The sequence below is a fragment of the Microbacterium sp. AZCO genome (assembly GCF_039614715.1).
Lineage (GTDB): Bacteria > Actinomycetota > Actinomycetes > Actinomycetales > Microbacteriaceae > Microbacterium.
In genome coordinates this window covers 4,113,346-4,132,824 of record NZ_CP154857.1, presented here as the reverse complement: position 1 = coordinate 4,132,824, position 19,479 = coordinate 4,113,346, and the positions used below count along the sequence as shown (strand labels likewise).

General features: G+C 72.6%; 18 protein-coding genes. 10 read left to right on the top strand and 8 right to left on the bottom strand.

Features of this window, described 5'->3' with window-relative positions:
• Window positions 1–23: 23 nt before the first annotated feature.
• The 7 genes from AAIB33_RS18740 (at window position 24) to AAIB33_RS18710 (ending at window position 9,574) form a co-directional block, all read left to right on the top strand.
• Entirely contained in the window at window positions 24–1,706 is a 1,683-nt protein-coding gene (locus AAIB33_RS18740) for an ABC-F family ATP-binding cassette domain-containing protein (RefSeq protein WP_345801470.1), read from the top strand.
• Window positions 1,707–1,745: 39 nt separating this feature from the next.
• Window positions 1,746–1,931 carry a PspC domain-containing protein gene (locus AAIB33_RS18735; RefSeq protein ID WP_345801469.1) on the top strand — a complete coding sequence of 62 codons (186 nt, stop codon included), beginning with the start codon at window positions 1,746–1,748 and terminating at the stop codon, window positions 1,929–1,931.
• A 43-nt stretch (window positions 1,932–1,974) separates the two neighbouring features.
• Complete coding sequence (locus tag AAIB33_RS18730) at window positions 1,975–6,921, top strand: DEAD/DEAH box helicase (protein WP_345801468.1); 4,947 nt, start codon at window positions 1,975–1,977, stop codon at window positions 6,919–6,921.
• Window positions 6,922–6,933: 12 nt separating this feature from the next.
• Window positions 6,934–7,707: a DNA-formamidopyrimidine glycosylase family protein gene (locus AAIB33_RS18725; RefSeq protein ID WP_345801467.1), complete on the top strand. Its 774-nt coding sequence runs from the start codon at window positions 6,934–6,936 to the stop codon at window positions 7,705–7,707.
• A gap of 92 nt (window positions 7,708–7,799) precedes the next feature.
• On the top strand, window positions 7,800–8,414 hold the full coding sequence (locus AAIB33_RS18720; RefSeq protein ID WP_345801466.1) for a hypothetical protein: 615 nt from the start codon (window positions 7,800–7,802) through the stop codon (window positions 8,412–8,414).
• Window positions 8,415–8,568: 154 nt separating this feature from the next.
• Window positions 8,569–8,976 (top strand): transferase, encoded by a 408-nt coding sequence (locus AAIB33_RS18715; protein ID WP_345801465.1) that lies wholly within the window; start codon window positions 8,569–8,571, stop codon window positions 8,974–8,976.
• A 40-nt stretch (window positions 8,977–9,016) separates the two neighbouring features.
• Complete coding sequence (locus AAIB33_RS18710) at window positions 9,017–9,574, top strand: thermonuclease family protein (protein ID WP_345801464.1); 558 nt, start codon at window positions 9,017–9,019, stop codon at window positions 9,572–9,574.
• A gap of 9 nt (window positions 9,575–9,583) precedes the next feature.
• On the opposite strand, the gene AAIB33_RS18705 is transcribed toward AAIB33_RS18710, so the two are convergent.
• Window positions 9,584–9,979 (bottom strand): DUF1304 domain-containing protein, encoded by a 396-nt coding sequence (locus AAIB33_RS18705; protein ID WP_345803468.1) that lies wholly within the window; start codon window positions 9,977–9,979, stop codon window positions 9,584–9,586.
• A gap of 36 nt (window positions 9,980–10,015) precedes the next feature.
• Between AAIB33_RS18705 and AAIB33_RS18700 the strand changes: the two genes are divergently transcribed.
• Window positions 10,016–10,801: a LysR family substrate-binding domain-containing protein gene (locus AAIB33_RS18700; protein WP_345801463.1), complete on the top strand. Its 786-nt coding sequence runs from the start codon at window positions 10,016–10,018 to the stop codon at window positions 10,799–10,801.
• Between the two features lie 67 nt (window positions 10,802–10,868).
• Window positions 10,869–11,612: a GMP synthase gene (locus tag AAIB33_RS18695; RefSeq protein WP_345801462.1), complete on the top strand. Its 744-nt coding sequence runs from the start codon at window positions 10,869–10,871 to the stop codon at window positions 11,610–11,612.
• A 109-nt stretch (window positions 11,613–11,721) separates the two neighbouring features.
• Here AAIB33_RS18695 and AAIB33_RS18690 read toward each other — a convergent pair whose 3' ends face one another.
• From AAIB33_RS18690 to AAIB33_RS18670, 5 genes are all read right to left on the bottom strand, one after another.
• A complete protein-coding gene (locus AAIB33_RS18690; RefSeq protein ID WP_345801461.1) occupies window positions 11,722–12,540 on the bottom strand; it encodes a tryptophan-rich sensory protein in 819 nt (272 codons plus the stop codon).
• Between the two features lie 51 nt (window positions 12,541–12,591).
• The gene (locus tag AAIB33_RS18685) at window positions 12,592–13,080 is read right to left on the bottom strand and encodes a glutaminase (protein WP_345801460.1); all 489 of its coding nucleotides are present in this window, start codon (window positions 13,078–13,080) and stop codon (window positions 12,592–12,594) included.
• Complete coding sequence (locus tag AAIB33_RS18680) at window positions 13,077–14,276, bottom strand: cation:proton antiporter (RefSeq protein ID WP_345801459.1); 1,200 nt, start codon at window positions 14,274–14,276, stop codon at window positions 13,077–13,079. The genes AAIB33_RS18685 and AAIB33_RS18680 overlap by 4 nt, the downstream gene beginning before the upstream one ends.
• A gap of 79 nt (window positions 14,277–14,355) precedes the next feature.
• Entirely contained in the window at window positions 14,356–15,222 is an 867-nt protein-coding gene (locus AAIB33_RS18675; RefSeq protein ID WP_345801458.1) for a transposase, read from the bottom strand.
• 152 nt (window positions 15,223–15,374) lie between these two features.
• Entirely contained in the window at window positions 15,375–16,508 is a 1,134-nt protein-coding gene (locus AAIB33_RS18670; RefSeq protein ID WP_345801457.1) for a hypothetical protein, read from the bottom strand.
• A gap of 65 nt (window positions 16,509–16,573) precedes the next feature.
• Between AAIB33_RS18670 and AAIB33_RS18665 the strand changes: the two genes are divergently transcribed.
• A complete protein-coding gene (locus tag AAIB33_RS18665) occupies window positions 16,574–17,164 on the top strand; it encodes a TetR family transcriptional regulator (RefSeq protein WP_345801456.1) in 591 nt (196 codons plus the stop codon).
• Window positions 17,165–17,174: 10 nt separating this feature from the next.
• Here AAIB33_RS18665 and AAIB33_RS18660 read toward each other — a convergent pair whose 3' ends face one another.
• A complete protein-coding gene (locus AAIB33_RS18660) occupies window positions 17,175–17,855 on the bottom strand; it encodes a GTP pyrophosphokinase family protein (RefSeq protein ID WP_345801455.1) in 681 nt (226 codons plus the stop codon).
• A gap of 222 nt (window positions 17,856–18,077) precedes the next feature.
• Window positions 18,078–19,430, bottom strand: a complete 1,353-nt coding sequence (locus AAIB33_RS18655; RefSeq protein ID WP_345801454.1) for an FGGY family carbohydrate kinase — start codon at window positions 19,428–19,430, stop codon at window positions 18,078–18,080.
• Between the last annotated feature and the right edge of the window lie 49 nt (window positions 19,431–19,479).

The following is a 19,479-nucleotide window of genomic DNA, read 5'->3' as shown; positions in this document are numbered from 1 at the left end:
CATCCACGACACCAGGAGACTCCATGCCCGCTCATACCTTCACGCCCTCCGTCGTCCTCGACGACGTCCGCTTCACCTGGCCGGACGGCTCGGTCGCCCTCTCGGGCGTCTCGGGCGCCTTCGGCGCCGGCCGCACGGGCCTCGTCGGCCGGAACGGCTCGGGAAAGTCCACGCTGCTGCGTCTCATAGCGGGCGAGCTCGCGCCCGATCACGGCAGCGTCGTGCGGCAGGCGGACGCCGCCTACCTGCCGCAGCAGCTCACGCTCGACGTCGACCGGCCGGTCGCCGAGCTGCTCGGCGTCGCCCCGGCTCTGCGCGCCCTGCGCGCGATCGAGTCCGGCGACGTCGACCCCACCCATTTCGACGCCGTCGGCTCGGATTGGGACATCGAGGCGCGCGCCCACGCAGCCCTCGCCGAGGCGGGCCTCGCGCCGGAGATGCTGGAGCGGTCGGTCGGCGAGCTGTCGGGCGGCGAGGCGATGCTGACCGCGATCGCCGGGATCCGGCTGCGCGGCGCGCCCATCGCGCTGCTCGACGAGCCGACCAACAACCTCGACCGCGACGCGCGGGCACGGCTGTACGAGATGGTGCGCGGCTGGCGGGGATCGCTCGTCGTCGTGAGCCACGACACCGCCCTGCTCGAGCTGATGGACGAGACCGCCGAGCTGTACGAGAGCGAGCTGTCGACGTTCGGCGGGGCGTACTCGGAGTGGCGCGCGTGGCTGGACGCCGAGCAGGGCGCCGCCAAGCAGGCCGAGCGCGCGGCCGAAGCGGCCGTCAAGCGCGAGAAGCGCCAGCGGATCGAGGCCGAGTCCAAGCTCGCCCAGCGCGCGGCGATGGGACGCAAGGCGCAGCACGAGAAGCGCGTGCCGGGCATCGTCGCGGGCAATCGCGCGAGCGCCGCACAGGTGTCGGCCGGGAGGCTCCGGGGCGAGAAGGCAGACCGCGAGGCGTCCGCGCGCGCGGCGCTCGATGCGGCGGAGCGGCGCGTGCGCGACGACGACTCCGTGCGCATCGACCTCCCCGATCCCGGCGTGCCGGCCGGGCGCCGCATCGCGACTCTCGGTGACGGCACGCGGTCGTGGGTCGTGCAGGGGCCGGAGCGCGTCGCGCTCACGGGGCCGAACGGTGCGGGGAAGACGACGCTGCTCGAGCGGCTCGTCGGCGCGGCGGGCACCAACTCCTCAAAGTCACGCCGCTTCGGGCCCTCTGCGCCCGAGCAAGCCGAATCGGGCACGATCTTGAGGAGTTCGTGCACGGCCGAGGCGCACACCGACCGCATCGGCTACCTGCCGCAGCGCGTCGACGGGCTCGACGACGCGGCCACCGTCCTCGACAACGTCGCGGCGGGTGCGCCGGCCGTGCCGATCCCCGAGCTGCGCAACCGGCTCGCGCGCTTCCTCATCAGAGGGGATGCCGTGACCCGGCCCGTCTCGACGCTGTCGGGCGGCGAGCGGTTCCGCGTCGCTCTCGCCCGGCTGCTGCTCGCCGACCCGCCGCCGCAGCTCCTCGTGCTGGACGAGCCGACGAACAATCTCGACCTGGACACGGTCACTCAGCTCGTCGACGCTCTCTCGTCGTATCGGGGCGCCGTGCTCGTCGTGAGTCACGACGACGGGTTCCTCGCGCGCCTCGGGGTGGACCTCGTCCTCGAGCTCGATCGGGACGGGACGCTCACCGAGGCGCCCGGCGTCGGCCTGCCCTGAGGGCTACCGGAGCGGGGGCGGATGGAGCAGGATGGCCGCATGGCCGAGCTCATCCGTCCCCGCTCCGGTCGCGTCATCGGTGGCGTCTGCCTCGCGATCGCGAACCGCTTCGACATGAGCCCCATCGTCGTGCGGGTGGTGATGGTCGGCTCGGTCGTGTTCTTCGGACTGTCGATCTGGCTCTACCTGCTGCTCTGGCTGCTGATCCCCGAAGTCCGCGACTGATCCGACCCGCCCCGATGTCGGTGGGGTCGGGAAGGATGGAGGGATGAGCGACGCGTCGTCCGGATCAGCACGTCGTGTGCTCGAGCGGTTCGGTCCTGCCACGCAGGACTGGTTCCGGGGGGCGTTCGCAGAGCCCACGACGGCGCAGGTCGGCGCGTGGGATGCGATCTCCGCCGGCAAGCACGCCCTCGTCGTCGCGCCGACGGGATCGGGCAAGACGCTGTCCGCCTTCCTCTGGGCGATCGACCGGGTGTTCCGCGAGAAGGCGCCCGTCAGCGCCGCGCCGCCGCCCGCCCGCGGAAAGAAGAAGCAGGCGGAGGCCGCGGCATCCCCGACCCGTATCCTCTACATCTCCCCGCTCAAGGCCCTCGGCGTCGACGTCGAGCGCAACCTGCGATCGCCGCTCGTCGGCATCGGGCAGTCCGCGCGGCGGCTGGGCATCACCGTCCCCGACGTCTCGGTCGGCGTGCGCTCGGGCGACACGACGTCGAGCGATCGCCGCAAGCTCGTCAGCGCACCCCCCGACATCCTCATCACGACACCCGAGTCGCTCTACCTCATGCTCACGAGCCAGGCGGGGCAGACGCTGGCGGGCGTGCACACGGTGATCATCGACGAGGTCCACGCGGTCGCTGCGACCAAGCGCGGCGCGCATCTCGCGGTGAGCCTCGAGCGGCTCGACGCCCTCCGCGAGTCGCTGCAGCCCGGCTCGACCCCGGCGCAGCGCATCGGCCTGTCCGCCACCGTGCGGCCGATCGACGAGGTCGCGCGCTTCCTCGGGGGCGCCGCACCGGTCGAGATCGTCGCGCCGAAGGCGTCGAAGACGTTCGACCTCTCCGTCGTCGTGCCCGTCGACGACATGCTCAACCCGCCGCCCCCGCCGGGAGAACCGGCTCCCGCCGACGAGCCCGTCGAAGTGGCGGATGCCGAGGGCGAGGACTGGTTCGCTCCGCCCCGGGCGGAGTACACCGAGGTGACGGGCTCGCTCTGGCCGCACGTCGAAGAGGCGATCGTCGACCGCATCCTGCAGAACACGTCGACGATCGTGTTCGTCAACTCCCGCCGGCTCGGCGAGCGCCTCACGGCCCGGCTCAACGAGATCTACTCGGAGCGCCTCGGCCTCGATCTGCCGGGCCCCTCGGCAGGCTCGGGGACCGGGGGAATGCCTGCCGCCACCATGGCACAGGCCGGATCGACGGCCGGCGCGGCCGCCGTGCTGGCGAAGGCGCATCACGGCTCGGTCTCGAAGGAGCAGCGGGCTCAGGTGGAGGAGGAGCTGAAGTCGGGCGTCCTCCGCTGCGTCGTCGCGACGTCGAGCCTCGAGCTCGGCATCGACATGGGCGCCGTCGACCTCGTGATCCAGGTCGAGGCTCCCCCGTCCGCGGCGTCGGGCCTGCAGCGCATCGGTCGCGCCGGCCACCAGGTCGGCGAGATCAGTCGCGCGGCGCTCTTCCCGAAGCACCGTGGCGACGTGCTCCACACGGCGATCGTCACGGAGCGGATGCTGGCGGGCAAGATCGAGGCGATCGCGGTGCCGCAGAACCCGCTCGACATCCTCGCCCAGCAGACCGTCGCCGCGTGCGCCGTCGGCCCGGTCGACGTCGAGGGCTGGTACGAGACGGTCAAGCGCAGCGCGCCGTTCCGATCGCTGCCGCGCTCCGCATACGAGGCGACTCTCGACCTGCTCGCCGGCCGCTTCCCCTCCGACGAGTTCGCCGAGCTGAGACCGCGCGTCGTGTGGAACCGCGACCTCGGCGTGCTCACCGGCCGTCCCGGTGCCCAGCGGATCGCCGTGACGAGCGGCGGCACGATCCCCGACCGCGGGCTCTTCGGCGTCTTCGTCGCGGGCGAGTCGTCGAACGCCCGCGTCGGCGAGCTCGACGAGGAGATGGTCTACGAGTCGAGGGTCAACGACGTCTTCACGCTCGGCACGACCAGCTGGCGCATCGTCGAGATCACGCACGACCGCGTCAACGTCGTGCCCGCGTTCGGGCAGCCCGGCAAGGTGCCGTTCTGGCACGGCGACGGCCTCGGCCGCCCCGCAGAGCTGGGTGAGGCGCTCGGCGCCTTCGCCCGAGAGGTGTCGACGGCCAAGCCCGAAGCCTCGGATGCGCGGCTCCGCGAGGCGGGCCTCGACGCGAACGCCTCAGGAAATCTCATGGCCTACCTCGCCGAGCAGCGCGAAGCGACCGGCACCCTGCCGACCGACAAGTCGCTCACGGTCGAGCGCGGCCGCGACGAGGTGGGCGACTGGCGCGTCATCCTGCACTCCCCCTACGGCATGCCCGTGCACGCGCCGTGGGCCCTCGCGGTCAATGCGCGCATCCGCGAGCGGCTCGGGGTCGACGGGTCGGCCGTGGCGAGCGACGACGGCATCATCGCGCGGATTCCGGATGCCACGGCAGAGCCGCCCGGCGCCGAGCTGTTCGTGTTCGATCCCGACGAGCTCGATCAGATCGTCACGGACGAGGTCGGCGGGTCCGCCCTGTTCGCGTCACGCTTCCGCGAGTGCGCGGCCCGCGCTCTGCTCCTGCCGCGGACCAACCCGAACCGCCGCAGCCCGCTCTGGCAGCAGCGCCAGCGCTCCGCGGCGCTGCTGGAGGTCGCACGCCGGTATCCGACGTTCCCGATCATCCTCGAGACGCTGCGCGAAGTGCTGCAGGACGTCTACGACCTGCCGTCACTCCTCCGCATCGCGCGCGGCATCGGCGAGCGGCGCATCCGGCTCGTCGAGACCGAGCCCGCCCAGCCGTCGCCGTACGCGCGCGATCTGCTGTTCGGCTACGTCGGCGCCTTCATGTACGAGGGCGATTCTCCGCTCGCCGAGCGCCGCGCCGCCGCGCTCTCGGTCGACCCCGCACTCCTCTCGGAGCTCCTCGGCAAGGTCGAGATGCGCGAGCTGCTCGACCCCGCCGTCATCGCGCAGTTCGAGCGCGAGGCGCAGCGACTCGACCCCGAGCGCCGGGCGCGAGGGCTCGAGGGCGTCGCGGATCTGTTGAGGATGCTGGGGCCGCTCGACGCGGCCGAGGTGGCGGCGCGGCTGCAAGCCTCGGAGGCACCGCCCGGTGCCGAGACGGCGGGCCTCGACCCCTCGACACGCTCGGGGACCGGCGGAGCGGCGGGACTCGACCCCTCGACAGGCTCGGGGACCGTCCAACCGGTGGGGACCAACCCCTCGACACGCTCGGGAAGCGAATCGGGCACCGCCGCGGGGGCCGCGACGGCGGGTGAGGCATCCACTCATCTCGAGGCCCTCATCGCCGCGCGGCGTGCGATCCCGGTCACCATCGCCGGGGTGTCCCGCGTCGCCGCGATCGAAGACGCCGGGCGACTGCGCGATGCGCTCGGGGTCGCGCTGCCCGTCGGCATCCCGACCGCCTTCGTCGATCCGCTCGCCGATCCGCTCGGCGATCTCGTGGCCCGGCACGCCCGCACCCACGGGCCGTTCGTCGCCGACGACGTCGCGACCCGGTTCGGGGTCGGAATCGCCGTCGTGCGGCAGACGCTGCAGCGACTCGAGTCGCAGGGGCGCGTGTCGAGCGGGTTCTTCCTGCCCGACCCGCCGACGGGAGCGGCGATGACCCGCGGCGACGACATCGAGTGGTGCGACACCGAGGTGCTGCGGCGCCTTCGGATGCGGTCGCTCGCGGCGATCCGCGGGAGTGTCGAGCCCGTCTCGCAGGAGGCGTACGCGCGCTTCCTTCCCGCCTGGCAGCACCTGGCGCGCCCGCTCGAGGGCATCGACGGAGTCGCGGCCGTCATCGAGCAGCTCGCCGGGGTTCCGATTCCGGCGAGCGCATGGGAGTCGCTCGTGCTCCCCGCTCGCGTGTCCGACTACACCCCTTCGATGCTCGACGAGCTCACTGCGACCGGCGAGGTGATCTGGTCGGGGCACGGGTCGCTTCCGGGACGGGACGGCTGGATCGCCCTGCATCCCGCGGAGGTCGCTCCCCTGACCCTCGCGCCGCCCGACGACGCCCTCCGACCGGCTCAGGAACCGGCCCCCGGCAGCCTGGAGGCCCGGCTGCTCGAGGCGCTCGCGGCCGGCGGCGCGTACTTCGCCGCCCAGCTGCGGCAGCTCACCGGCGCCGAGAACGAGCTGTCGGTGGTCGAGGCCCTGTGGAACCTGACGTGGAGCGGTCGGGTCACGAACGACACCTTCGCTCCCGTGCGCACGCTGCTGACGGGCGGCTCGCAGGCGCACCGCGTGGCGCGGCGCGCGCCGCGCGCGCGACTCTACCGAGGCGCCGCGGCGCGGACGGTCGCGGCATCCGTGCCCCCTCGGCCGCCCTCGATCGGCGGACGTTGGTCGCTGCTGCCGGCGGTCGAGCCCGATGCGGCGCTCCGCGCCACGGCGACCGCGAGCCTCCTGCTCGATCGGTACGGTGTGGTCACGCGCGGCGCCGTGCAGTCCGAGGGCGTGCCGGGCGGGTTCGCGCAGGCCTATCGCATCCTGGCCGGCTTCGAGGAGGCCGGCCACTGCCGCCGCGGCTACGTCATCGAGAAGCTCGGCGCGGCGCAGTTCGCGGCTTCGGCGACCGTCGATCGCCTGCGCGAGTTCGCGGCGCTGCCCGATCCACCGCCGCTGCGCGCCGTGACGCTCGCGGCCACCGACCCCGCGAACCCCTACGGTGCGGCGCTGACCTGGCCCGCTCTCGAGGGCGTGAGTCACCGTCCGGGCCGCAAGGCGGGCGGACTCGTCGTGCTCGTCGACGGCGCCCTGACCCTCTACCTGGAGCGCGGCGGCAAGTCGGCCCTGGTGTTCACCGACGACGACGAGCGGCTCGCCGCGGCGGCCCGCGACCTCGCGGCGACCGCCCGCAGCCGCCGGCTCGACACCCTCACCATCGAGCAGATCAACGGCGAATTCGTCTACAGCAGCCCGGTCGGCAAGGCGCTGCGGGATGCCGGATTCGTCGAGTCGCCGCGCGGGCTCACGCTGCGACGGCTCACAGCGGGCGACGCGGCGCGCGAAGCCGCGCGCGCCTGACGGAGGTTCGGCATGCCCGAGGGCGACACCGTCTTCCGCACGGCGCGGCGACTGAACGACGTGCTGGCGGGCCGGGAGGTGCGGCGGTTCGAGCTTCGCGTCCCGCAGGTGGCGACCGCCGATCTCCGCGGAGAGACGGTGCACGAGGTCGTCTCCCGGGGCAAGCACCTGCTGCACCACATCGGCGAGTGGACGCTGCACTCGCACCTCAAGATGGAGGGCGAGTGGCATGTGTACCGGGCCGGCGAGCGATGGCGGAAGCCGGGGTTCAAGGCCCGAGCCGTCATCGGCGTGGACGGGTGGGAGACTGTCGGGTTCGACCTCGCCGACATCGACGTCGTGCGCACCCGCGACGAAGGCCGCCTCGTCGACTACCTCGGCCCCGACCCGCTGTCGGAGTCGTGGGATGCCGCGGAGGCGGCTCGCCGGCTCGGGGCCGACCATCGCGCCGCCCACGTCGCACTGCAGGATCAGCGCAATGTGGCCGGGTTCGGCAACGAATACGCCAACGAGATCCTGTTCGTGCGCGGCATCCTGCCCACGAGACCTGCCGATGAGACGGATGCCGCGGCACTCGTCGATCTCGGCGCGCGCATGATCCGGGCCAACCGCGATCGCCGCGACCGCACCTTCACGGGAGACGCCCGCCCCGGACGCACGACCTGGGTCTACGGGCGCGAGGGCCGGCCGTGCCGCCGATGCGGCACGCGGATCGAGGGCGGCGCGCTCGGCGCGCACCCCACGCGAGAGCGAATCGTGTTCTGGTGCCCGTCGTGTCAGCGCTGAATCGTCCTCATTCCCCGCGGACGAGGCGCCGGCGAATCCGGGAGCAGCGCCGATAGCGTGCTGTCACCCGTCACCTCGCAGGATGGACCGACATGACCACAGCTCCGAGACCCCGTGGACCCCGGCGGCCGATCGCGATCATCCTCGGGTTCGCGGCATCCGTGATGCTGCTGGCGGGCTGCGGCATCCTGCCTCTGAATCTGCCGTCCCCGACCGCCACGCTGCCGTCGCCGACGCGCACCCTTCCCACGCCGACGCGCACGGTGCCGGAGCCGACGTTCACGGTGTCGGAGCCGACCCCGACGGTCGAGCTGCCGATCGTGACGCCCGACGCCGAGCCGACCGCCGAAGCGCCGATCGTGACGCCCGAACCGGAGCCGACCATCGCGCCGACGACGGCGCCGGAGCCCACGACGGCGCCGGAGCCCACGACGGCGCCCGCGCCCACGACGGCTCCGGAACCCCCCGTCGTGCCCGAGCCGACGCCGACCGTCGCCCCGACGCCGACCGCCACTCCGACACCGACGCCCACCCCCACTCCGACGGTCACACCGACGCCCACGCCATCGCCGACCGGGGAAGCATCCGCCTCCGATACGGCCGTGGCGGGCTGGGTGCCATGGGTCGTCGGACTCGTCGTCGCGGGCATCGTCGCCGCCGTCATCTACCTCATCGCGCGCCGCCCGCGCGCCACGGGGAAGAGCTGATCCCACCCCTGCCATACGCCCGACCAATCCGCAAGCGTCTAGGTTCCGAATCCCTCATAAGAGGAGATAGATGGAAGGCCATGCACGGGAATGAATCCGAGCGCGGCGAGGTTATTCCTGTACTCGGCATCCAGTGGTGCCGCAGGAGGGGACAGTGGGCAAGAACTACATCGACATCGAGAACGACCACGGCGAGACGCTGCGCTATCGGAAGCACGCCAATGGGCGAGGTCTGATCGCGCACGGGGCCAAGGTGCACCCGAGTGCCGTCGTGGAAGCGGGCGCGTATGTCGAACCTGGTGTGCAGATCGCCGCGGGCGCGCATGTCGGACGCGGTGTGTGGGTGGAGTCGGATGCCGTCATCGGGCCCGACGCCGACATCGCACCGCACGCGCACATCGGTTCGGGAGCCGCGATCGGAGCGGGAGCGAAGATCGGCGTGCGCACCCAGGTCGGACGGGATGCCCGGGTCGCGGTGGGTTCGCTCATCGGCGATGACGAGACGATCGGCGACGGCGAGCGCGTCGCGACGGATCGGCGAGGGCTGCGCCTGGCGGCCTGACCTGGACCGGAGTGTCGGAGGGCGCCGATAGCGTCGGGGCATGAAGCGAGCGCTCGGCGTGGTGATCGTGCCGTGCGTGCTCGTGGGCGTCTGGCTGATCGTGACCCGTCCGGAGACACCGAGCGACGAGGCCATCCAGCTAGGAGCCTCCGAGGTGCCGGCGCGTCCCGACGACGCCTTCCCCGTGACCGTCGTGTCGGTGTGGGACGGCGACACCCTCCACGCCGATGTGGACTCCTCGCACCCCGGCGTCGCGGCGAGCGACGACGTGCGTGTGCGACTCATCGGCATCGACACCCCCGAGGTCTCCGACCCGGCCGAATGCTGGTCGGCGGAGGCGAAGGCGCAGCTCACGACGCTCGCCCCGGTGGGCACGAGGCTGTGGGCCGCGTTCGACGACGATCCGCGCGACCGGTACGACCGGCTCCTCCTCTACCTCTGGACCGAGGACGGACGGTTCATCAACCACGAGCTCGTCGCGACAGGCTCCGCCGAGACCATGACGATCGCACCCAACGACGCGTACGCCGCCCTGTTCGCAGCGGACGAGGCGCGCGCCCGTGCCGCCGGCGCCGGTCAGTGGGGCGGCTGTCCGTGATGCGCGTCGTCAGGAGAAGAGCAGCAGCACGAAGCCCACGAGCGGCAGCGTGCCCTGCAGGAGCGCGGCCCGCAGATATCGGCGTCCCGTGGTCAGGAGCACGAGTGCCGCCGCGACCATCGACCCGAGCGTGAAGAGCACGAGCGTACGGCCCGCGACGTCTGCCGCGGTTCCCGAGCCGTCGGCCCAGAACAGCACGAGCCCGATCGTCGCGCCGATCGCGAGGAAGAGGTTGTAGAAGCCCTGGTTGTACGCCATGGCCTTCGTCGCCTCGGCGGTCGCCTGGTCGGGGACGCTGAAGCGCTTCCAGACCCGTGGCTGCGTCCACTGCACGCTCTCCATCACGAAGATGTACACGTGCAGGAGGGCTGCGAGGGCCGCGAACACCGTCGCGATGATGGCCACCATGAGCGAACGATAGCGCCCCGCTACGCTGGCGGCATGGCGAAGAGCGGTGGTTCGCGCGGCGCGCCGAAAAGGCGGACGGGGAGGGATGCCGCTCCCCGGCGAACGGGTGCCTCACCGGCCGGTCGGTCGGCGCAGCGGTCGCGGACCGGGCCCCCGGCTGAGAAGCCGCAGGAGCGGACCACCTCCGAGCCGGGCACATTCGTGCTCGGCGCCGTTCCCGGTGCGACTCCCGGCAAGTGGATCGACGTCTGGCGGGAGCGGATGCCGCACGTCGGGCTCGAGCTGCGAACCATCGCCGTCGCAACGCAGCGGAACGAGCTGCTCGCGACGCCTGCCGAGGATCGGGATGCCGCGACCCGCGTCCCTCCCATCGACGCCGCGCTCGTGCGGCTGCCGATCGACCGGGAGGGACTGCACGTCATCCCCCTCTACGAGGAGCTTCCGGTCGTCGTCGTGTCGAAGGACTCCCACCTGACCGCGGCCGACGAACTCGACCTCGCCGACCTGGCGGGCGAGATCGTGATCGTTCCGGCGGACGACGTCCTCGCGTTCGAGGTGCCGGGCGCCGTCGCGCCGGTCTTCGACCCGCCCGAGACGACGGCCGACGCGATCGCGACGGTTGCGACCGGCGTCGGCCTCGTGGTCGTGCCGATGTCGCTCGCGCGGCTGCATCAGCGGCGGGACGTGGCATCCATCCCCCTTCGCGAGGGACCAATGTCGGAGGTGGCGCTCGCGTGGCAGGCCGACCGGACCACGCCGCATGTCGAGACGTTCGTCGGGATCGTCCGCGGGCGCACGTCGAATTCGTCCCGCGGCTGACGGGTCCGACGGCGCCGGATGACGGCGAAGCGGCGCCGGACGCCGCTCGCCGCCTAGAATCGGCGCCATGACGCGCGCCCCGCTGCTGTATGTCTGCGTGCGCCCGCAGCAGGGCGCCGCGGCCGCGGAGTACGAGTCCTTCCGGCTCGCGACGCGCTTCGACGAGACGATGCTCCACGAGCACGACCTCGTGCGCGATCCGCTCCCCGACGACGCGTTCGACCGGTACGGCGGATTCCTCGTGGGCGGCAGCCCCTTCAACACGACGGACCCCGAATCGTCGAAGACCGATGTGCAGCGCCGCCTCGAACGCGACCTCGAGCGGATCGCCGAGCGCGCGGTCACCGGGACGGTGGCTGCGCTCTTCACGTGCTACGGGATCGGGGTCGTGACCCGGTTCCTCGGCGGGGAGGTCAGCCGCGCGTTCCCCGAGGACACCGGGGCGACCGTCGTCAGCCTCACGAAGGAGGGGCGCAGGGATCCGCTCTTCGGGGAGCTCGCCACCCGCTTCGCCGCGCTCACGGCGCACAAGGAGGGGTCGGCCGCGCCGCCGCCGGGCGGGGTGCTGCTCGCGAGCAACGACGCGTGCCCCGTGCAGGCCTACCGCGTCGGCGACACGCTGTACGCGACGCAGTTCCACCCCGAGCCGACGACGAAGGCGTTCACGCAGCGCATGGCGGTCTACCGCGACGACGGGTACTTCGCCGCGAACGAGTACGACCGCATCGCCGCGCAGGTGCTCGCCGCGTCGGTCACCGAGCCGGTGCGCCTGCTCCGCGCGTTCGCGCGCACCTTCGGTCCCGAGGCCTGAACCTGCCCCGGCCCCCGCGCCCGCCCCGCCCCGGCGGGCGATTCCCGTCGAGACGGGCGAGGAGGTCGGGGGAGGTGCGGTCCGGTGAGGGTCAGGCGAACGCGGACGGTCAGGGCCGGAACTCGCGCCGCCGCACGCTCATCGCAGTCGGCACGGCGAGCACGATCGCGGCGACGACGAGCGCCGCGACACCGATCGGCACGCTCGCGGGCTCGCCCGTGAGACGCCCGACGGCGACCCAGACGAGTCCCCACGCGATCGCGAGCCCGGGAGCGAAGCGGCCCCCGCTCGCGAGCGGGATCGCGACGCCGATCACGGCGACGACGACCAGCACGCCGATCCCCCACGCCGCCGGCGCGGAGACGTCGAGACGCGCGTTCGTGAGCCACGCGGCGGTGTTGGCGACCGACGCGAGCGTCACCCAGCCGAGGTGCAGACCCGTCGTCGCGTCGATGAGGATCGCGTCGACGGGCCGCTCGGCGGGCACGGCGACCGTGCGCTGGAAGGTCGCCGCGAGTGCGGCGAGCAGCACGAAGATCGAGAGGACGGTGAGCGGCAGGTTCGCGTACTGCGCGGTCACGAGCCACACGCCGTTGAGCACGGCTGTCAGCGCGATCCACCATCCGAGGGCGCGCTGGCGCCGGTCCGCCCGCTGGCCGGGGAGCGCCTGCCACACGGTGTACGCGATGAGCAGGAGGTAGATCGCGCTCCAGATCGAGAACGCGGGACGCGCCGGCGCGAGGAACGAGCCGTCGCTGTCGAGGGACCCGCCCTGCAGGTCCTGAACGGGCGTGCCGCCGAGCGCGCCGGTGCCCACGGCGGCCGCGACGATCATGAAGCACGTCGCGGCGATCACGGCGATCTGCCGGCCGAGGTCGAGGGGGCGGGATGCTGCGGAACTGGCGTGGGGGTGAGCTGCCGCTGTCATGCCGCCCAGGTTAGAGGCGACCCCGCGTCCGGGCCCGGTCTTGACAATGCGTCAGGTGGCGCCGAGGGGAGGCTGCTCGAGCAGAGCAATCCGTTCGTCGAGGTATGCCGAGAGCGGCATCCATCCTCCTGAGGAGCTCCACCGGACGCTCGGCACCCCGTCGACGAGGGAGAGGGGACCGGATGCCGCGCCCGCCGCGACCGCGCCGAGATCGACGACGCTCCACCCGATGTGGACCGTCTGACCCTCGGCGAAGCCTCCGCGACGCGCCGCCGCGGCCAGTTCCGCACGCCGGCGCTGCGATTCGGCCGCATAGCCGCGCCGTGCTTCCGTGCGCGCCCGCACGATGTCGCCCGTCGCGAGGACGGCGTCCTCGGTCACGAGGAGCACGCCGAGGTGCCAGGCGTCGCCCCGCGACACGATGCGCGGGGCCCGCGGCATCCCGAGCACTCTCCTCGGCTGCACGAGTTCGCCGAGCGCCTCGCGCGGCAGCGTGCGCAGCCGCGCGCGCGCGGCGTCGAACAGCGCATCGAGGCTCACGCCATGTCATCCTCGAACTCGGTGGACGTCTTCACCGGCTCGCGGCGCACGATCGTCCCGATGAGGGGATAGAGCAGCACCGAGAGCATCCCGGCGCCCACGAGCGCCGAGGCGGCGCCGCTGGAGATGAGCTTCTCGTCGACGCCGATCGCCGTCACGGCGACGATGATCGGAAGTCCCGTCGCGCCGAACAGGGCGACGGCGGCGCGGTCGCGACGCGACGCGCGCTCCGGGGCGGCGAGCATCGACGGGAGGCCGCGGATGACGAGCAGCAGCACGAGGCCGACCGGCAGCAGCAGGAAGAGCACAGGCTCGTCGAGGAGGGCCTGGAGGTCGAACGTGACGCCGGTGTAGATGAAGAAGAACGGCACGAGGAATCCGAAGGCGACCGCCTCGACCTTGCTCTCGACGATCTCGCGGTCCTCCTCCTTCGCATCGCGCATGATGAGCTTCCACACGACGCCCGCCGTGAACGCGCCGAGGAGCATGTCGAGGTCGAGCACGATGCTGAGGGAGACGAGCACCGCGAGAGCGAACGCGACGAAGCGGACGGCGAACTGTCCCGACGTGTGCAGCGACGCGTTCACCGCGCGGTGCAGTGCGCCCTGCGGCACGCGGAAGGCCCACCAGATGGCGACGGCGGCGAGCGTGACGAAGAGCAGGAGGACGATCGTCGCGATCCCGGGATCACGACCGCCGAGGAAGAGCGAGATCGCGATGAGCGGGCCGAACTCGCCGACGGCGCCGATCGCCGAGATCGACTTGCCGAACGGGGTCTTCAGCTCGCCTTCGTCGCGGAGCATCGGCAGGAGCGTGCCGAGCGCCGTCGAGCACAGCGCGACGCCGACGACGATCGCCCCCTGTCCCGGCGCGATGAGGAAGCCCGCCGCGATGCCGAGCGCGAGGCTGATGAGCCAGCCGCCCACCGCCCGCCGCCCCGTGCGGCCCTGAAGAGCTGTGAGTTCGATCTCGGAGCCCGCCATGAAGAAGAGCATCGCGAGCCCGAAGTTCGACAGGATCTCGACGAAGTCCGACTGCTGCGCCCAGCCGAGAAGGGATGGGCCGACCAGGATGCCGAGCAGAAGCTCGAAGACGACGATGGGCACGCGCACCCAACGGCCGATGAACCTCGCCGCGAGGGGCGCGAGCACCGCCAGGACGAAGATGACGAGGATCGTCGTTTGCTGGGTGCTCACGGGATCAGGGTAGCGACGGCGCGACTCCGCGCCCATCATCGGGATGCACGGCTCACCGCACCCGGGCGACCCCGCGGCCCTAGGTCGTGACGCCCCGCGCGTCGCGGACGGCTCGCGCCTGCTCGGCTCTCTTGTCGGCGGCTCGGGATCGGGATGCCGCCTCCCCGCGCTCGGCGTCGAGGCGGTCGACCTCGGCGTCGGCGTCGGATGCGTCGGACTCGACCCGCGTGAGATCGGCGCGCAGCTGTTCGAGGCGCTCGTGGACGAGGTCGGCGCGCTCGCGCGCCTTGGCGAGGCGCGTCTCGAGGTGCGTGAGTTCGCGCGCCGCCTCGGAGGCCGCCCGCTCGGCCTCGCGCGCGGCCTTCTCCGCCTCCTTGCGCGCTCGGCGCTCGGCGAGGTCGTCGCGGCTCGGGGGCGGCGGCGCGGCGCTGCCGTCGGGGGCGGAGCCGCCGAGGGCGTCGGTCAGGTCGACGTGCTCGAACCCCGTCGCCTCGAGGGGCCGGACGAGCCGGCCCGTCATGACCGCGGCGGCGGCCGCGGCATCCATCACCGCCGCATTGATCGTCTTCTCGACGTCCTCGCGGGGCGACGCGCCGACCGTCACCCCCCGCTCGCCGGCGAGGGCCACGGCCTGCTTCGTGAGCGCGGCGACGAGCGCGCGGCGCTGACCGCCGAGGCGGGACAGCTCCGCCGCATCGAGGTCGTCCTGCGCTTCGCGCAGCGCCGCGGCCAGCTCGAGCGCGTCACCGAGCTGCCCCTCGCGCGCGAGCAGGCTCACGGCCCACGCCGCGACCGCGGGCTTCGGGAGCTTCTTCACCCGGGCGCCGAGAGGGCGAGGGGATGCCGCGGCCCGCGCATCGCGCGCCGCCGTGAACTCGCCCGGCGGCAGGCCGTAGAGCTCGACCGCGATGGTGTCGAGCTCGTCCTCGTCGCTGGCGTGCGGCATCCCGATCATTCTGCCGTCACCCGGCGCTCGACGCGCCGACCGGCGCGGGGCTCCGGGCCTGGGCGGCCGCCGGTCGGGGCACTGCGAACCCTCGACCGGCGCGGGGCTCCGGGCCTGGGGACCGATCGTCGACAGGCCCGGACACCGCCGGGTCAGACGGTCGCCGGCTCCGCGACGGGCGCCTCGAGCTCAGACGCCCGGGGAGCGATCTCGGCCGCCGTGCGGCGGTGCCCGATGAGGGTCAGGATGACGCCGAGCACGATCCAGCCAGCGAGCACGAGCCACTGCGCGATGGTGGATGCCTCCGGGAAGTAGCTCACCGACCGCAGGAGCGTCGAGGCGGCGCCGGGCGCGAACCACTGGCCGACCACGCCCCACGGCTCGGGCAGGAACTGCGGGGGCAGCGCGGCGCCCGAGATCGGGTTGGCGATGAGCATCGTGATGGCCGCGCCGACACCGATTCCCGCGGGGCCGATGAGCGCCGCGAGTCCCACGATGAAGGCCGACGTCGCCGTCACGCCGACCCCGACGGCCGCCGCGTTGAGAAGCCAATCGCCCTCGAGGATGCCGAACCACGTCTGCATCACGAAGACGATCGCGGCGCCCGCGGCCGCGCCGAAAACGACGAGGCCGATGAGGCGGCGCACGGCCCCCTGCACGAGGAGGGTGAGCAGGATGCCGCCGAGCATGCCGCCCAGGACGAGCGGGAAGGATGCGGCGGCGAGGCCCGCGCCGGTCGGATCGCCGTCCGCGAGCGGCACGACATCGGTCACGGTCACCGTGGGCACGGCGGCCGATCCGGAGGCGCCGGCGGGAAGCTGCGGCCGCTGGCCGGACTGGAGGGCGCCGACGATCGCGGTCAGCTGATCCTTGAGCGCCTTCTGCACCGTCGTGTCGATCTGCAGCTGCAGCTGCGTCGCGACGGCCTTGAGCGCCGCCGCCGGTGCGGCGCCGGCCGCCGCCGCGACCAGCACTTCGGGCTTGTCTCCGAGAAGGATCGCGCCGTAGATCTCGCGGGTCTTGATGAGGTCGACGGCGTCGTCGCGCGAATCGACGGTCTGCAACGCGAAGGGCGACGGGTCCTGGTCGGCGAGCTTGTCCTCGATCGCCGCGACGGCGTCCTTCGGACCGTTGATCCCGACGGGCAGGTTCTGCGGCTTCGCGGTGGCGGCGGGCCACACGAAGGCCATCACGATGATGCCCACCGCGACGGCCGCGACGAGTCCGAAGACGGCCGCGATGCTCCAGCGGGTGGGTCGCGGCGTCGAGCCGATGCGGTCGCTCATGGCGTCCTCCTGAAAGAGAATGAGTGTTCTTTTTGCGACAATAACAGAACGCCTATTCTTTTTCCATGCCCAAGGTGTCGGAGGAGTATCGGGAAGCTCGCCGCGACGAGATCGCCCAGGCGGCGATCCGGTGCCTCGAGCGGCAGGGCGTGCGCGAGACGTCGATCGCCGACATCGTCACGGAGTCGGGTCTGTCGACGGGTGCGATCTACTCGCACTTCTCGAACAAGGCCGAGCTCGCCCGGTACATCGTCGGGCGGTTCCTCATCGTGCGGCTCGACGCGCTCGAGGCCCGCGGCCACGCGGGCGAGGTGATCCCGCCGCGGCAGGCGCTCGAGTCGATGCTCGCGGTCTTCGAGGGGGCGGGCCTGTCCCCCGCGCTCGTCGTGCAGTTCTGGGGTGAGGCGATGGTGGATGCCGGTCTCAAGACCGAGATGACCACGACCGCCGCCCGGCTCTTCCACGCGCTGGCGGCCGCGACGCTGCCGTGGGCCCGCACGCGGACCGGATCGGACGACGAGGCGCTCGCGCTCGCGCAGGAGTCGGCGCGGTCGATCGCCGCGCTCGCCCAGGGCTACATCGCGAACAGCGCCGTGTTCGGACCGCGCAAGCCCGCCGAGTACGTCGCGGCCGCGGCATCCATCCTCTCGACGTGAGACGTCGAGATCAGACGGCGACGACGGGGCTCGTCCTGGGGCCGTGCAGCTCGCGGTGCAGGCGCTCCATGCGGTGGTCGAGCGCCGCGGCGGAGTCGGCGGCGTCCTTCAGTTCCTCGAGCAGACGCTCAGGCACCTGGCTGTCGTACTTGTAGTAGATCTTGTGCTCGAGGCTCGCCCAGAAGTCCATGGCGATCGTGCGGAACTGCACCTCGACCGGCACTGGCACCCGGCCGGTCGAGAGGAAGACGGGCACCTCGACGATCGCGTGCAGGCTCTGGTAGCCGTTCGGCTTCGGCTCGGCGATGTAGTCCTTGACGTGCAGGACCGTGACGTCGTCCTGGTGCGACAGCAGGTCGAACAGGCGATAGACGTCGGTCACGAAGCTGCACGTCACGCGCACGCCCGCGATGTCGGTGATGCGTGCGCGGATCGTCTCGAAATCGGGCTCGACGCCCTTGCGCGCGACCTTGTCGACGAGGCTGTCAGGCGACTTCAGGCGGCTCGAGACGTGCTCGATCGGGTTGTACGCGTGCGTGTGCTCGAACTCCTCGCGGAGGATCGCGATCTTCGTCTCGATCTCCTGCATGCCGAAGCGGTACTCGAGGAGGAAGCGCTGCATCTCGTCCCGCGCCGTGCGGAGCTCGGACGCGGAGATCGTGAAGGACGTGTCTTCCGCGGGGAGCGCCATGCCGTCGAACCTACGGCGGCCGCCTAGGCGAGTCCTGTGAAACGTCCCAGGACGCCCGGGCGGGCGGGTTCGGTGATGCTGGCCGTGCGGAACTCCGGCTCGTCGGGGCCGGTGGGGGGCGCGTCGGCGTGTCGCCGGCGTGTCGTCACAGCGAGCCGGAGTTGCGCACGGCCGAGGCGGGCGCCGCCGGAGCGCAGCGGCCCGCCGCAGCCGCGCGCCGGATCAGACGGCGGCGACGCGGGCGGCCTGGCGCGCGGCGCCGAGGGCGACGTACTCGCCGGGCGCGGGCACCTCGACCGGGATGCCGAGCACGAGCGGCGCGATCGCGCGCACCGCCTCGGACTGCGCTCCCCCGCCGACCAGCAGGCCGCGCTCGAGGGGCACGCCGAGCGCACGCAGAGCGTCGAGGCCGGCGCCGAGGCCGGAGAGCATCCCCTCGACGGCGGCACGCGCGAGGTTCTCACGCGTCGTCGAGGCGAGGGTCATGCCGGTGAGCGACGCCGTCGCGTCGGGGAGGTTGGGGGTGCGCTCGCCCTCGAAGTACGGCACGAGTGACAGGCCCGCGGCGCCCCGCTCGGCGGCGAGCGCGAGTCGCGACAGCTCGGCGTGGTCGACGCCGAGCACGCGGCCGATCGCGTCCAGCACGCGCGCGGCGTTGAGCGTCGCGACGAGCGGGAGGAACCGTCCGTCGGCGTCCGCGAAGCCGGCGACCGTGCCCGTCGGGTCGACCGTGCGCGTCTCGCTCACGGCGAAGACGGTGCCCGACGTGCCGATCGACACGACGACGTCGCCCGGTCCCGCGCCGAGGCCGAGTGCGGCACCCGCGTTGTCGCCGGCACCGGGTCCGACCCGGCGTCCTTCGTCGTCGAGCACCCATTCATCGGGCGCGAGCACGCGCGGGAGCACCGCGTCGTGGCCGAGTGCCGCCACGAGGAGGTCGCGGTCGTAGCCGTCGGTCTCGGGGTTCCAGTACCCGGTGCCCGAGGCGTCCGAGCGGTCGGTGACGAGCTCCTCGAGCACGGGGCCGCGCGGTGACTCGTCCGGCGGGCCGAAGCCGCGCAGGCGCCACGTCAGCCAGTCGTGCGGCAGTGCGACCGCCGCAACGCGGGCGGCGTTGTCGGGCTCGTGGTCGCGCAGCCAGCGGAGCTTCGTGATGGTGAAGGATGCGACGGGAACGAGGCCCGTGCGGCGGGCGAGCTCGTCGGCGCCGAACTCGGCGATGAGGTCCGCCGCCGCTCCCGAGGAGCGGGTGTCGTTCCAGAGAAGAGCGTCGCGGATCACCCGGCCGTCGGCGTCGAGCGCGACCATGCCGTGCTGCTGCCCGCCGATCGCCCACGCGGCGACATCGTCGAGACCGCCGGCCTCGGCGATCGCCGCCTGCAGCGCAGTCCACCATGCCGCGGTGTCGACCTCCGTGCCGTCGGGATGCGACGCACGCCCCTGCCTCACGACGGCGCCGGTTGCGGCACCTGCGCTGAGCCCCGTCGAAGCACCTGTGCTGAGCCCCGTCGAAGCATCCATCACCACGACCTTGCACGACTGCGTCGACGAGTCGACTCCCATGACGAGCGTCATCGCTTCCGACCTTCCTTCGTGTCCCAGTTGTTGCTCTTCATGTCCCGAT